Origin of the sequence: Streptomyces sp. NPDC007905 (genome assembly GCF_042959345.1) — a bacterium.
Lineage (GTDB): Bacteria > Actinomycetota > Actinomycetes > Streptomycetales > Streptomycetaceae > Streptomyces.
This window is the reverse complement of record NZ_JBIBKS010000022.1, coordinates 30,027-43,260: the sequence shown is the minus strand read 5'-3', so window position 1 is coordinate 43,260 and position 13,234 is coordinate 30,027. Positions and strand designations below refer to the sequence as shown.

Sequence of the window (13,234 nt, the reverse complement as noted above, 5' to 3'; positions counted from 1 at the left end):
TGCTCAGGCCCGGGCGAGCGTGCTCCAGCCGTTGTCCAGGAGATGGAAGGCGCGGGTGATGGCCTGGCCGGGGTCTTCGTGGGTGTGAACCGCGCGGGTGGCTTCAAGCGCCAAGTGGGCCAGGGCTGTGCAGGCGGGGTCGTTCACGGCGAGGCCGCTTTCCTCTGCGATGACCTTGGCGAGTGCGGATGTGTGGCGCAGCCACATGGCCTGGCGGCAGCCGCGCAGGGCGGGGGTGCTGTTCACCAGGTTGGTGAAGGCCGTGAAGCGGGCCTCGCTGTCCGGGGCGGCCAGACGGGTACCCAAAGCGTGTTCGCGCGGGGCGGCGGGGAAGGACTGGCCCTCGGGCCGTTCGCGGACAGCGGCGAGCAGGCCATCTTCCTGGTCGGCGTCCTCGTCGAAGACGAGGGCCTCCTTGACCGGGAAGTGCTTGAAGAGCGTGGTGGTGGACACGTCCGCGGCGTCCGCGATCTCGCGGATGCCGCGTCGTCGTATCCCCGCTCCAGGAACAGGCGCAGGGCCGCGTCGGCGACGGCCTGGCGGTTGGCGGCCTCTTGTGCTCGCGACGCCATACCGGTGCGGGGCGGGGTCTGTCGCGGTGTCGGGGATATCGGGAGTTGTCACCTTGGTTGCCCAGCTTCAAAAGTTGAGCTGTTGCACTTATTAACTCGGTGTGCTTTTGTGGAGAAGTGGCCGTGAGGCACCACCCGGCCCGCGTTCCTCTTCGCTCTCGAAAGTCGGTCCGCCCACCACAGCGCTCTACGACAAAGCCCGTGCGACCACAGCGAACTGACCCACACACACCCCATCAGCACGACAGTCGCAGCACTGCGACGCAGCCCGAACGGAGCACCGCCATGAACCACACCCCCGCATCCCGCATCGCCATCATCGGCGCCGGCCCCGGCGGTCTGACCTGCGCCCGCATCCTCCAGCAGCACGGCATCACCGCAACCATCCACGACCGTGACGCCGGCCCCGACGTCCGCAACCAGGGCGGAACCCTCGACTTGCACGCCGACAACGGCCAGATCGCCCTGCGCGAAGCCGGCCTGCTGGACGAGTTCTTCCAACTGGCCCGCCCTGAAGGGCAGGAGATGCGTCAGATGGACCCGGCCGGCACGATCCTCTTCCACCACGTCCCCGAGGAGGGCGAGCGCTTCAAACCGGAAATCGACCGCGGCCAACTGCGCGCCCTGCTGCTCAACTCCCTCAAGCCCGGCACCGTGCGCTGGGGCCACACTCTGCAGACGATCAGCGGTCCCTCCGAAGGCCCACGGCAGTTGCACTTCACCGACGGCACCACCACCGAAGCCGACCTCGTCATCGGCGCCGACGGCGCCTGGTCCAAGGTGCGCCGCGCCCTTTCCCCGGCCGTTCCCCAGTACAGCGGCGTGAGCTTCCTGGAAGCCTGGTTCGACGACGTCGACAGCCGGCACCCCGACATCGCCGACCTGGTCGGCCAGGGCGGCGCCGCGGCAGCCGACGGCGACCGCGGCCTGTTCGCCCAGCGCAACAGCGGCGACCACATCCGCGTCTACGTCATCCAGCGCGTCCCGGCCGACTGGATCGCCGCCAGTGGCCTGAGCCCCGAGGACACCGACGGCATCCGCGCCCTCCTCCTGGAGCGCTACGGCCACTGGTCGCCCCGCATGCGGAAGCTGATCGCCGACAACGACGGCCTCTACGTAGACCGCCCGATCTTCGCTCTACCTGTCCCGCACACCTGGGAGCACAACCCCACGATGACCCTGCTCGGCGACGCCGCACACCTCATGCCCCCGCTTGGCGTCGGCGTCAACCTCGCCATGCTCGACGCCTGCGAACTCGCCCTCGCCATCGCGCAGCACGGCACCGTCCTGGATGCCATTCACGCCTATGAGAAGACCTTGCTGCCGCGCTCGACAGAGATGGCCCGGCTCCTCGACTGTGCCGCCGAAGAGCTACTGTCCACCGAGCTGCCCGACTTCGCCAACCACTGACGGCCTCGCGGCTGGACAGGCCGGTGGGGAGTGATACCGAGTGCTCGCTGATCGGGGTCGCGTCAGTGTCCCGGCGGCGGTGTGCAGGGACTCGTGCAAGCCGCGGGGAGCCAGGCCGTAGCGCCCTCCGGCAGGCCGGACGCGGAGCGGTAACGCAGCCGCAACCGCACCCAGCCGTCGACCTCGCGCATTTTGATCCCCCGGTCGAGGTAGAGGAGTTGCCCGATCGGCGCGAAACCGAGGCCGGGACCTGAGCGTGCGGAACCGCCGTCGCGGTTCATGCACCGCGCGAGGTAGCTGACAGCGGCTGGCGGGGCCGTGGGCTTCTCTTCGGGCGGCGCGCTCACACCCTCACCTTCGTCACCTTAGGCACGATCGAGGCGACGAACTGACCTATGAGCTCAGCAGCCCGGTCCACTCCTCCTTCGCTGAGCGCCCGGACCAGCGGCGACCCGATCACTACACCGTCTACGTCGCACTGGGCAACAACGGCTTTAGCTAGCAATGGACTTGAGACGCCGATGCCGGTCAGCACTGAAGTAGCAGGTGCGGCTGGACGAATCGCGTCGACGAAGATGGCCAGCGCGGGAAGGCCGATCCCGGCCGCAGCCTGGAGACTGGAGGACGGCCCGGCGCGGGATGCCCCGCGCGATGAACTGGTCAGCGCGTGGCTGCCGATGGCCCACCGGATCGCTGGCCGGTTCCGCGACCGCGGGGAGTCCGTGGAGGACCTGCGCAAGGTGGCGGCCTCGGGCTCGTGAAGGCCATGGACCGGCCTCCATGGTGTGCCAGGTGCTGTTCACGATGAGCCGCTACGTGCGATTGCCGTACCATGCGACGTTGTGGCAATACAGACACCCTGGGGAGCACCGTACGGCGGTCCGCCGCCTCCACCGCGGAACATCCCCGCAAAGGACTTGCGGCCTCGGCGCATCTGGTACGCGGTAGCAGCCTTGCTGGGGCTCGTACTGGCCGGTGTCGGTATCACCATCATCGTGGTGACGGTGAAGAACACAGTGGACTCGATAGACACCGCCCGGAGCTTCTCCAGCGGCGAATCCCAGACGTTCAGCTTCGTCCAAGGGAAAACCAAGGCGATCTACGTATCCCCGTCCGGGAAGGGCCACGTCGACTGCCGGATCCCAGGGATGCGACCGGGGTCGATGACCCAGCCGGACAGCACCTTCCAGATCACCCTCGGATCTCGCACCTGGGAGCGCGTCTTCGAGGTGAGGCCCGACAACAGCGGAAATTACACTCTTACGTGCACATCGGAGCTGCCTGCCGAGTTCGCGCTGGGCGACAAGCCTCAGGTAGGGAACATGATCGGCGGTATCGCTGCGGCGATCGGGTGCTTCATCGCCGCGTTCGCCGGAGCCGCGACCATCGTCGTCGTCACCGCTGTGCGTCGTAGCCGCCACCGTCGACGGCTCGTCACGACGTGGGCCCCTCCGCCGCAGTGGGGCCCACCGCCCTCTGGTCCCGCCACAGGGCCCCCGCCCGGCCCGGTGTCCTAGTCCTCAGCGGCTGACGAAACCCCCTGCTCGTACAGCGGGGGGTTCCTCCGTGCCCGGAACACGATCGCGCAACGGCGCTCGTCCGCGGCGAGGTTCGCTTCATTTCCATGGCGCGGCCAGCTCCAAGGGCGTGTCGGGTGCCGGTATGGACGCTCTGCGGACCGGGGCGGTTCAGGCCTGGCCGTGACGGGCAGCGTCGCCGTCGAGTCCCGCCGCTGCCGTGTGTGCAGCTCGGTAGCTGGCCGTCGAGCCAGCAGCAACACTGAGGGCCGAGGAAAGTGGTGCCGCCGTGCTCCTGTCCATAGCCGGAACCGGCCTGGCTCTCGACGTCCCCACATCACCCTGACGAACCGAAGCCAGTAAACAGTCACGAACCGCCCTCTGAGGACGGAGCCGGTGTCCCAGCAGGTGTTTCGGTGCTTGCACCCTGGATGAGCACGGCACGGCCGCCCGTGGGTCGCACTGCCCGTTTACTGCGGCCCGTTGTGTGCTGTGCCCGAGCCCGCCTCGGGGAACTCGTCACTCACTCGCATGGGTGCCCCAGGCCGCTACCGATAAGGGTGCCGGTAGCGGCCTGGGGCCGAAAAGCCCGCAGCCTTGACCATCGCCACAGGTCAGAAGCAGCGGTGGTGTGACCGGGCCCAGACTGCTACCGGGCTGGTCCGAGGGCGAGGCGAGCGATCCCGGGGGGCGCAGACCGGGCGTAACGCTGCGGACTCCGCTAACGACACTGTCCTGCTCCGCCCGGCGATCGGTTCTGGCAGACGGAAAGCTCTGAGACTCGATCGATTGCCCTGTCAGGGCAATACACCTAGGCCTCCCACCGCCCACAGTCCCCGCCCGATGCCGGTATCAGCGCCAGGGGTGCCCTCCGCCTGAAGGGGGGCAACGACCGCCGCGCAAGTGCTTCGGCAACCCCGATGAGAGCTCGGCGGCCACCTGTCCCAGGTCTCTCGGAGAATCCCGCTGCGCTACAACGGTGCCAGCGGGTGCCACGAAAGCGTTGGGTTCGACGGTTCGGAACCGTCGAACCCAACGCCATCCGATCAGGCGCCCGAGTCAGGCGTGTCGGTGAGTGCCCCGACACAGTGCTCGGCGAAGGCTGGTCACCGGCAGGCGCTGTTGAGCTGCGCAGTGGTGGCCACCACAGCCTGCAGCGCTGCGCTGATGGCGGCAGGGTTCTGCGGAACGGCTGCCAGGGCGGAGGCCAGGACGTTCAGCTGTGCCTGCAGCTGAGCCGCGAGGGAGGCACAGGTCGGAGGCGTGGACGGTGCCGCCGGGAGGCACCCGTGGGCTCGGAGCTCTGCGACCGTGGCCTGGGCCGCGGCGATCGCCGTCTGGACCGCGGAAACGTTGGGCGGCGTGGCGGCCAGAGCGCTGGCGGCGGCCTGGAGCTGCGTGGAGAGCTGCGCGCTCAGATTGGCGCAAGTCGTGGACGTTGGGGGCTTGGGGGTCCTGGCCTCCTGGACGACGGACATGTTGCGGTGCGGGGCCGTGACGGCGATGGCGGCCGGAGCGATAGCCATAGAGAGGGACGTCAGGGCGGCGGCCGACGCGACCGCGGCCCCGAAACGCTTGAGCTGGAACATTCCGCGCCTTTCTTCGAGCATGAACGAGGGGTTCCGGGGAGATCTCCCCTGGGCCAAGCAAGCCCCGTGGCGTGGCCGACGGCAACTCAACATGCCCTGCCAACTCCCGGACGTAGCAGCTGCCCGGGCCCTCGCGCGCCACAAAACCCCTGGTCGGAGGCGAGTGAAGAGAGACAATTCGAATAGAGCTGCCCTTGCTATGGATGAGTGACGACTGTGCTCCGTCAGTGACCTGCGACCGCACGTCAGTTGGTCACGTGCCTGGGCCTGGTCAGAGCCAGGGGCGGCAGCAGGTCGGCGAGGCGCTCGAATTGATGTGAAGCACAGCCGCGGTCGATACCTGGAACGCCCGCAGGGCCGGGGTGCTGCCCTGGCTTGGCTGGTGCCGGGAGCGCGGCCATGACGGGCCCGCTGTTCCCGTCTGGGCGAAGCGGCCGGCGGTGCCGGATTCCGTCCAACAGCCGCTTGTCAGCTGCTGAAGCAGCCGCCCTCGCCGGTCGGCTGCAGGCCCCCAGCCTGCGCCCGGACCACCAGATCATCGACCAGCCGGTCGTCCACGGACTTGGCCGACACCGACTCAGCTGTCCCCGGGCTCGTTCACGTTGCCACTGGCCGTCGATGCATCTTCCATGATCGGGAGTCACACCGAACGATTTTGCAGTCCCACGGACAGCCCTCAGGGCCTGTCCGGGTGATCTTGGTGCGGAGCATGTTGGCTGCGTGCTGATCAGGTGGGAGGACACATGACTGGGAGCAGATTCTGACCTGGCTCGATGACTACGAAGCAGGTCGTGTGGGTCTCGATCGTCCGGCAGCGGCGATCGACGGTTCGGTGGCTGCAGCAGAATCGGATCGCACTCCGCGGCGCGACGTGGGTTATGGGCTCGCCGCGGACTTGGAGATGGAGCATGAGTTGCGGCACGGGCTCTGGACGCTGCCCCCGGGTGCGAGCCAAGGCGGCGCGGATCGGCCGGAACAGCAGTGGCAGAAGACGGCGTGCCGCCGAGCATGTTCTTGAATGGTCGCTCATGTATTTTGTTTGCCATGCCCCGACCTCGAGAGTTCGAGCCCGACACCGTCCTGGCTCAGGCCATGCTGCGGTTCTGGTGGCGGGGCTGTCGAGCCACGTCCATCGAGGATCTGGTAAAGGCGACCGGCGTGAAACCCGGCAGTCTCTACAGCGCGTTCCCGGGCGGCAAGCGCACCCTGTTCCTGAAGTCACTGGAGTGGCACTCCGCGCTGGTCGTTCCCCAGAAGCTGGGCGAACTGGAGGCGCCGGGCGCCTCACTGGCGGAGCTGTGAGGGTACTTCGACGGGCTGGTGCGCGACCTGCTTATGCGGCCCGGAGATCACGCTGTGACACCGTCGGCGGCAGCACTCACGCCGCTACGCGAGGAACCTGCTGAGCCAGGTCCCCAAGTCCGCCCAGCCCTGGGTGGCCACGCTGCTGCGAACGGTCTTCGAACAGCCCGACGCCGAGGCTGTGAAAGCCCGGATGCGGCACGTTCTGGATGCCTTGGAGACGAAGTTCCCCAAGGCCGCCGAGCACCTTGACGCCGCCCAGCACGACCTTTGGCCTTCACCGCAGGGGCGCCGTCCGGGACATCACCCGAGTGATGTCCCGGACGGCGCCCTGTACCTGCCCATTGCTCCCAACCAACCGGCAAGGGCTGCTTTGGCGGGCGTTGTGGACTCAGCCGCCGCTCTTGCGACGGAACGACCGCTGGTTCGCAGCCGGGCCGTGCGCGGCGCGGACCTTTGACGCATCGGTGTTCGCAGCGATGTCGGCGGCGTCCGCCTGCACACCGCGCTTGCGCGCGAGGGCCTCCCGAAACTTGCGCTTCAGGTCGTACTTGCCGTCGTCGTCGGGCGAGAGGACAGGATTCGCGGCGTCAGCCGATTCCGAACCTTCTTGTGATGGAGACTCTGCGGTCATGGTGACCTCCTGGGTTCAGGCAGTGGAGAGCACAGCTTGTCATGCCGGGCACCCCATGAGGCGCCCGCGGTCGGCATCGCCGGCCGCGGGTGCGCGTGACTATCACCCTGGCGGCGAGGCGGGCCGTCCCGGCACCGGCCTCGGGGAACAGCCACCGGCGCACATCCGGCAGGCACGGTGAGGGGCTCCAGCCAAAGCTGGCGCCCTTCACGGACTCCGCTGCCGTGGCTGCGTGTGCAGGCGCGCCTTCAGTCGATGAGCCAGCCGGACCGGGCGGATACCGTATTCGCGCAGGACAGCCGCCTGACGGCCGCCGATGCCATGCAGGGCCGGGGTGGGAGCGTTCCTTCGCCGGCCCATCACCTGGGACAACGCCATCCGGGAGATCGCCGCCCGGCTGGAGACCGTGCGACGACGCCCATGGCGGCGAATCGTGGTGGGCGGCCGCCATGTGATCCGCGCCGTTCGCGGTGGCCTGGCCTGTCGGACGGCTCCGGGGTCACGGCCTTGATACCTCGTCGGCGCAGGTGATTGCGGAACACTTCCCCGCGGGGGCGTCACTTCGGTGTGCCGTGCGGCTACTGCCGGGTGAGCCCGGCCGGGTTGATGTCGACGGGGAACGGGGCCTCGAGGCGGGTCGTTCCGCCCGCTGGCGCGGTGTGCTTTTTCGACGTATTAGCCGTTCTCCAGCTCGCTGATGATGAGCCGCGGGGCGGGGCGAACTCGCGGCGCCAGAAGTACGGGATGGCGGCCTCCGCGGCCTGGCCACTCGCTGCGACCGGACGCCTCGAGGCACTGGGCGGGATTCCGATCCCCACTACGCGGATCCATCAGCTGGATGCGGAGCCTCGATCCGGGGCCGCGGTAGCGGCGCCCAGCCGGCAAGCCGGACGCCGCAACCGCGCACGTCAGGCCGGCGAGGTAATCGGTCGGCCGAGGTGCCGGGCGAAGAACCGGGCCGCGCTGTCGGCCTCGAACCGGGGCAGCTCCTTGTGCTTGCCCGAGTTCACGTGCAACGACTTCTCCTTCGAGGCGAAGGCGTCGAACAGCGCGAGACCCTCCTCGCGGGAGATGTGCTCGTCGTCCCACTGCATGTCGAACTCGATCGGTATGGTGATCTGCTCCGCCTTTTCGGCCAGGACATCGGGCCAGTGCTGACCGAAGACCGCGGCGGTGATCCTGGGCTCTGTCGCTACAAACGGTACGCCGATCGCGGTGCCCATGTTGATGCCCCAGAAGCCGACCGGCCCGTCGGTGCCGATTTCCGGGAGTTCCTGGAGGGCGTCCAGGCTCGCCTGGTACTCGGGTACGGCGAGTTCCGCCAAGTGGTCGTTGTAGCGGACGACGATCGGGCCCTCCGGCTCGCCCGCCGCCCTCGCCCGGAACAGCTCGGCGATTTCCGCCTCGTCGTGTGCCGTGCGCGGCCGGTCGCCGTGACCGGGCGCGTCGATGACGGCGACGTGGAAGCCGCAGCCGGTCACGAGGAGGCGGGCGCGGCCGGACATCGCCGGATGCTTCTTGTGGTTGCCGCCGCCGTGGGCCATCAGGATCAGGGGCGCGCGATCGGCCGCATGGGAGGCCGGCGACCACAGGACGCCGGGGACGTCGCCCACGGTGAAGTCGCATTCGAGCATGCCGTTCGACGACGACTCGGCGGTGAACTGCAGAGAGTGCATAGGTATTGCCCTTCGGGAGTGCATTGTTGGCGAGGCACTCCCGGCGACCCCTACATCAATCGCCGGCCGTGACGGGAGGGGGGAGCACCCACGTCGATACAGCGTTCATGGGTCTCACCTCCTCGGGCGGTATCACGGTCGACTGGAAGCTACCAGCCCGATGATCATCCCTCCAACCCTTTTTCGCGCCACATCATCACGACTCCGGACAGGCCCTGGATCGGCAGCCCCGCTCCGAGGCAGGCGTTCTCAGGAGTGGGCCGCTGCGGCTCACCACTGTGGGTTCCGTCTGGTCTCGGCCGATCGGCGACGATTGCCGTGCCAGTCCACTATGAGGACCGTGGCGTCGTCCTTGAGGTTGCCGTGGCAGGCATCGAGCACCGCGGCGGTCAGGCTGCGGACGGCTTCTCTTGGATGCAGCGCGCCAGTGTCGTGGATAACCGAAACCAGGTCGACGGCTGCGGCACCGCGCTCCTGCATTCCGTCGGTGAGCAGGATCAGGCGGTCTCCGGGACGCAGTTGCAGTTCCTGTGCTCGGTACGAGGTGGGTGCCGCCACGCCGAACGGCAGGTTCACGGCGAGTTTGACCTCCTCGACGGTGCCGTCGCGCAGCCGCAGGGGCCAGGGATGGCCGGCGTTGACCAATTCACAGAGGCCTGTTTCGAGGTCGATGCACAGCAACTGTCCGGTGGCCAGGCCGCGGCTGTGGCTCAGTAGGGCCTGGTGGGCGTGGTGGGCTTGCTTGAGGGCGTCACAGCCGCTGCGGCGTGCCCGCCGCAGCGCGCCGACCAGCAAAGTGGCCAGCAGAGCGGAGTTCGTGTCGTGGCCCATGGCATCGGTGATGGACAGGTGCAGGGTGTCGCGGTCGAGGGTGTAGTCGTAAGTGTCACCCCCGATGTCGTCGGCCGGGATCAGCCCTGCGGCGAGGGTGAACTGGGGCGCCTCGCAGCAGGCGGCTGAGGGAAGCAGTTGGTGCTGGATCTCGGCGGCCAGGCTGGTCTTGGTGGTGCGCCGGCCCAGGTGGTACAGATCGGTGAAGCGGCGGTCCGTAACGATGATGTAGGCCAGCGCGTGTGCCGCATCGCGGACCTGCCGGAGCACGGTGTCGTCGGTGAACGGCAGAGTCACCTCCAGAACACCGATGCAGTCGCCGCGGTTGGTGACCGGCGTGATGACGCGCCGTCCGCCCTGGCCGTCCGGTTCCACATGCTGGCGCTGGCTCTGCAGAACGTTGTCGTAGACGCTGCCCTGCAGGTCGATCGGCTCGTGGTCCGCGACATCGCCCCCGGTCGCGGCGAGCCGTACCAGCCGCTGACCGATGAGGTCGGCGAACAGGAAGGACACACGCTCCGCACCGAGTCGCTTCTGCAGGTCGTGCGCTACCACGTTGACGGACTCACCGGGCGGCGCCTCCTCCGCAGCGGCCAGCAACTGGCTCAGTTCCAGATCTCCGCACTCCACGGCAACCTCCCATCGGCTGCCGCTCTTTTTCCCCGAGCTTCCGCTACATCACCTCAATGTGCCTGTCCTGCCTGGTCGGGACAGCCGACCAGGTCGGTGCGGGGCGGTCCCGGGTACTTCAGGTGGTGCCCGGGCGTCGTCGGCCGGGGGATGCAGGGCAAGCAGCATCCACGCACGACGAGCGGTCCGGGTACGGGCCGATGCCAGTGCGTGCATGATGGTTGTCGACCCTCCTTCGCTATGCCGCCGTCATCCACTTTCACTCCGCCCATCGGGCCTTCCGCGCGGCAAGGACCAGCACATCCCCGTCCCTGGCCGGTCATACTCGGTGATCTGCGCGTTGGAAGCAGGTTGCAGCTCGTGGGCCGTGCTGTTGGACGCGTTGCGTCTGGTGCCGGGCGACGACGCCGCCACGTCACCGCCCGGCAGATGCGTGAGCTGGTCGAGCGGCTGGTGGAGGCCGGGCAGTGGAAGGGCGGCGACCCGGACATCCTCATCGTGGTGGATGCCGGACACGACGTGCCCCGGCTGGCCTTCCCGCTGGGCTACCTGCCAGTGCAGGTGCTGGGCCGGATGCGCTCGGACCGGGTCCTTCGCCGGTCGGCACCGCCCCACGAGCCGGGCACCCTTGGCCTGGAGGCCCGCGGTGCGCTGGCCGGCCGAGCCGGGTGCCGTCGTACGCCAGGGCGAGGATCTGGGGCGCTGGGGTGCGGTCGGTCCGGCTCAGCTGGGCTCGGCTGGTCTCGGCTCGGCTGGGCTCGGCTGGGACAAGCTCACCATCGTGCAGCAGTGGATGTGCGAACACATCATCAGCATCCAAGCCGCCGATCGAGGACGAGAGACCGAAGCCGCGCCGCACACGGGCCGACAAGTGGGCGCCTGAACTACGCCGCCGCCACGGCAGTACTACCAAAGGGAAGGTCACTTCCGCGTACCACGCAAGCACGTCGAGCGGATCGTCGGCGAGGAGCGGGAGCTGCGGCTGGGGGCATGGGTCAGCAACCACTCAGCAGGGCCGCGACACTGTCTCCCGAGCACGTGGCACAGCTCTCCGCATCGCGGCATGCGCTGGATGGGACGTCCCGATGAGCATCGGGCCCGGCAGGATGATGGGGGTCGGCCCCGATGGTTCGACGCTGGTGGGCCCCAGTTACGGGGGCGACCATCGACGACCGCGGCGGCTCAGCCGGCCAAGGCGTCGCGCGGCCCGCCACGGTCCGCCAAGACCTCGGCGGCCCGGCTTCGGTATGCACGGAAACGGCGCAAGTACGACCGCGCCATGGGACCCGGCGGGACGCCCCGGGCGAAGGCGCGCATATTGCGTTCGCCCGCGTTGTAGCCCAGGGCGAGGAGTTCGTCGCGGGTGTAGCGGCGCACGTGCCGCTTGGGGAGGCTCCGGTCCAGGTCCTTCAGATGCAAGGCCGCCACATGGATGGCGAGAGCGGGATCGTCGCGAAGGTCTTGCCACCGCTCCGACAGGCCGTGCGTTCGCCGAACCCGCTCGAACGTCGCACGGTGCATGTTGGCCACTCCGAAGGCCGCCCCGGGCTTCCACCACTGCCACAGCCGCTCCAGCAGCGGATGGTGCGGCTTGTACGCCTCATTGTGCAGCACGGTCATCACGAGCAGGGGTGACACTTTGGCCTTTCCGGCGCTGCGCACCACATACGCGACGTAGTCAGCCGGATCGTAGCCGCCGGGCCGCAGCGGTGGCGTCGGGACGCCACCGCGTTCCAATGGTTGGGACCGTTGTTTCGACGCCGCCGTCGATCGGCTGGCCATCCTCACTCACCTCTCCCCTGTCGGCCACCCCCGCCTGGTTGGCGGGGCATCCACCACCCCGAGGTGCGCGTGCCCGCGCGCACCGGCCTCAATCCAGCGCAAGTGACGCACCGTGCTTCATCCGCCAGCCCAAGGCGCGCCGCCACGTCCTGTCCCCGGCACCGGCAGCTCGTCCGCTGCCACACTCGACCGGTTCACTGTCGTGCATCTCCCACCGGTCCTCTGCAGGAGTCAGAGAGACGGGCTGAGCCGGTGGCGACGTGGGCCGAGTTCACCGGATCGCCGGTCTTCGTCGTCTGTGTGTCACGAGCTGTCGTGCCGGCGAATCTACTCAGCGTCAACAAGGAGGCCGTCGCAGCGTGGAAGCGATGTGGGCGGCGAGAGCGGCGCTCATCTGCGGGGCCGGTACACCGGCCCCGCAGAGATCGGAGGCGCAGGGTTCCACTGCTGATTCTGCCGGGCCGGTGCATTGCTCACGTACCCTCCGGTGCGTCCGATAAGCCCGATCTCTCCCTGCCACCTGAACCCCAGGGTGTCTTCTCGCATGCGTGGGGCCCGGCCGTTCCCTTGAGTTCTGGTGGTCGTCGCAACACCTCAGCTCAAGGGTGCGATGGACTTCGAGATGCACGTGGTCCAAGAGACCGTCTACCAGGCGCTCTACGTCCAGGGCAGAGGCCGGCTGCGGCGCGAGCTCGCCGGCGCTCTGCGCAGCGGGCGGGCCCGTAGTAGGCCCCAGCGCAAGGCCAACTGCCGCCGACCCCGCTTCACCACACCGATGATCGTGACCAGCGACCCTCCCGCCGAAGCCGAGGGCCGGGGCCGTGCCCGGCCACTGGGAGGGCGACCTGACCATCGGCAAGGACGGCAAGTCCGCCATCGGCATCTGGTCGAACGCGCAACCCGCTACGTCAGGCACCTGCACCTGCACCTGCACCTGCACCTGCACGGCGGCTACAGCGCCGAAGCCGTCCTCACCACCCTGGCAGCCACCCTCCAGACCCTGCCCCCCAGCCGATGCAGTCCCTGACCTGGGACCAGGGCACCGAGACGGCCCGGCACGGCGAGTTCACCCCCGCCACCACCATCCCGGTCTACTTCTGCGACCCGGCCAGCCCCTGGCAGGGCGGCTCGAACGAGAGCACCAACGGCTTGCTGCGCCAGTACTTTCCCCATGGCACCGATCTGTCCGTGGACGCCCCCGAGCACCTGGCCGCTGTCGCCGACCAGCTCAACCGCCGTCCACGCAAAACGCTCGGCTGGGAAACCCCAGCCGAGCGCCTGCCATAAACTG

Annotated in this window: 12 protein-coding genes and 4 pseudogenes; 9 read left to right on the top strand and 7 right to left on the bottom strand. The window is 68.6% G+C overall.

Annotated features, from left to right (window positions below; genetic code table 11):
• Positions 1–3 precede the first annotated feature (3 nt).
• Entirely contained in the window at positions 4–453 is a 450-nt protein-coding gene (locus ACFZDC_RS32135) for a TetR/AcrR family transcriptional regulator (RefSeq protein WP_391329302.1), read from the bottom strand.
• Positions 454–857: 404 nt separating this feature from the next.
• Here ACFZDC_RS32135 and ACFZDC_RS32130 point away from each other — a divergent pair, with 404 nt between their 5' ends.
• Positions 858–1,982 (top strand): FAD-dependent monooxygenase, encoded by a 1,125-nt coding sequence (locus ACFZDC_RS32130; protein ID WP_391329301.1) that lies wholly within the window; start codon positions 858–860, stop codon positions 1,980–1,982.
• 62 nt (positions 1,983–2,044) lie between these two features.
• Here the strand turns inward: ACFZDC_RS32130 and ACFZDC_RS32125 are convergent, their stop codons facing one another.
• The gene (locus tag ACFZDC_RS32125) at positions 2,045–2,329 is read right to left on the bottom strand and encodes a hypothetical protein (RefSeq protein WP_391329300.1); all 285 of its coding nucleotides are present in this window, start codon (positions 2,327–2,329) and stop codon (positions 2,045–2,047) included.
• A gap of 174 nt (positions 2,330–2,503) precedes the next feature.
• Here ACFZDC_RS32125 and ACFZDC_RS32120 point away from each other — a divergent pair.
• Both ACFZDC_RS32120 and ACFZDC_RS32115 read left to right on the top strand, forming a co-directional pair.
• Positions 2,504–2,757 (top strand): annotated as a pseudogene (locus ACFZDC_RS32120) (hypothetical protein); the annotation flags it as partial.
• A 178-nt stretch (positions 2,758–2,935) separates the two neighbouring features.
• Positions 2,936–3,499 (top strand): serine/arginine repetitive matrix protein 2, encoded by a 564-nt coding sequence (locus tag ACFZDC_RS32115; RefSeq protein WP_391329299.1) that lies wholly within the window; start codon positions 2,936–2,938, stop codon positions 3,497–3,499.
• Positions 3,500–4,605: 1,106 nt separating this feature from the next.
• Here the strand turns inward: ACFZDC_RS32115 and ACFZDC_RS32110 are convergent.
• Entirely contained in the window at positions 4,606–5,088 is a 483-nt protein-coding gene (locus ACFZDC_RS32110; RefSeq protein ID WP_391329298.1) for a hypothetical protein, read from the bottom strand.
• A gap of 293 nt (positions 5,089–5,381) precedes the next feature.
• On the opposite strand from ACFZDC_RS32110, the pseudogene ACFZDC_RS32105 reads away from it, so the two are divergent.
• The 3 genes and pseudogenes from ACFZDC_RS32105 to ACFZDC_RS32095 all read left to right on the top strand — a co-directional run.
• Positions 5,382–5,540: pseudogene (locus ACFZDC_RS32105) on the top strand (site-specific integrase); the annotation flags it as partial.
• A 592-nt stretch (positions 5,541–6,132) separates the two neighbouring features.
• Positions 6,133–6,390: a TetR family transcriptional regulator gene (locus ACFZDC_RS32100; RefSeq protein WP_391329297.1), complete on the top strand. Its 258-nt coding sequence runs from the start codon at positions 6,133–6,135 to the stop codon at positions 6,388–6,390.
• A gap of 97 nt (positions 6,391–6,487) precedes the next feature.
• The gene (locus ACFZDC_RS32095; protein WP_391329394.1) at positions 6,488–6,850 is read left to right on the top strand and encodes a transposase; all 363 of its coding nucleotides are present in this window, start codon (positions 6,488–6,490) and stop codon (positions 6,848–6,850) included.
• On the opposite strand, the gene ACFZDC_RS32090 is transcribed toward ACFZDC_RS32095, so the two are convergent.
• The 3 genes from ACFZDC_RS32090 to ACFZDC_RS32080 form a co-directional block, all read right to left on the bottom strand.
• Positions 6,782–7,024: a DUF5302 family protein gene (locus ACFZDC_RS32090; protein WP_391329296.1), complete on the bottom strand. Its 243-nt coding sequence runs from the start codon at positions 7,022–7,024 to the stop codon at positions 6,782–6,784. The genes ACFZDC_RS32095 and ACFZDC_RS32090 overlap by 69 nt on opposite strands.
• A 908-nt stretch (positions 7,025–7,932) precedes the next feature.
• Positions 7,933–8,700, bottom strand: a complete 768-nt coding sequence (locus ACFZDC_RS32085) for an alpha/beta hydrolase (protein ID WP_391329295.1) — start codon at positions 8,698–8,700, stop codon at positions 7,933–7,935.
• 270 nt (positions 8,701–8,970) lie between these two features.
• Positions 8,971–10,161: a SpoIIE family protein phosphatase gene (locus tag ACFZDC_RS32080; protein ID WP_391329294.1), complete on the bottom strand. Its 1,191-nt coding sequence runs from the start codon at positions 10,159–10,161 to the stop codon at positions 8,971–8,973.
• Between the two features lie 283 nt (positions 10,162–10,444).
• Here ACFZDC_RS32080 and ACFZDC_RS32075 point away from each other — a divergent pair.
• Together ACFZDC_RS32075 and ACFZDC_RS32070 are read left to right on the top strand one after the other, a co-directional pair.
• A pseudogene (locus tag ACFZDC_RS32075) lies at positions 10,445–10,806 on the top strand (transposase); the annotation flags it as partial.
• Position 10,807: 1 nt separating this feature from the next.
• A complete protein-coding gene (locus ACFZDC_RS32070) occupies positions 10,808–11,044 on the top strand; it encodes a hypothetical protein (RefSeq protein ID WP_391329402.1) in 237 nt (78 codons plus the stop codon).
• A 299-nt stretch (positions 11,045–11,343) separates the two neighbouring features.
• Here ACFZDC_RS32070 and ACFZDC_RS32065 read toward each other — a convergent pair whose 3' ends face one another.
• A complete protein-coding gene (locus tag ACFZDC_RS32065) occupies positions 11,344–11,943 on the bottom strand; it encodes a transglycosylase SLT domain-containing protein (RefSeq protein WP_391329293.1) in 600 nt (199 codons plus the stop codon).
• 613 nt (positions 11,944–12,556) lie between these two features.
• Here ACFZDC_RS32065 and ACFZDC_RS32060 point away from each other — a divergent pair.
• Positions 12,557–13,230 (top strand): annotated as a pseudogene (locus tag ACFZDC_RS32060) (IS30 family transposase); the annotation flags it as partial.
• Positions 13,231–13,234: the final 4 nt, after the last annotated feature.

What these genes read in the sequence shown, in the direction of transcription:
- ACFZDC_RS32110 (WP_391329298.1), bottom strand. Translation starts at nt 5,088, where the DNA reads ATGTTCCAGCTCAAGCGTTTCGGGGCCGCGGTCGCGTCGGCCGCCGCC.
- ACFZDC_RS32130 (WP_391329301.1), top strand. Translation starts at nt 858, where the DNA reads ATGAACCACACCCCCGCATCCCGCATCGCCATCATCGGCGCCGGCCCC.
- ACFZDC_RS32100 (WP_391329297.1), top strand. Translation starts at nt 6,133, where the DNA reads ATGCCCCGACCTCGAGAGTTCGAGCCCGACACCGTCCTGGCTCAGGCC.
- ACFZDC_RS32065 (WP_391329293.1), bottom strand. Translation starts at nt 11,943, where the DNA reads ATGGCCAGCCGATCGACGGCGGCGTCGAAACAACGGTCCCAACCATTG.
- ACFZDC_RS32085 (WP_391329295.1), bottom strand. Translation starts at nt 8,700, where the DNA reads ATGCACTCTCTGCAGTTCACCGCCGAGTCGTCGTCGAACGGCATGCTC.
- ACFZDC_RS32090 (WP_391329296.1), bottom strand. Translation starts at nt 7,024, where the DNA reads ATGACCGCAGAGTCTCCATCACAAGAAGGTTCGGAATCGGCTGACGCC.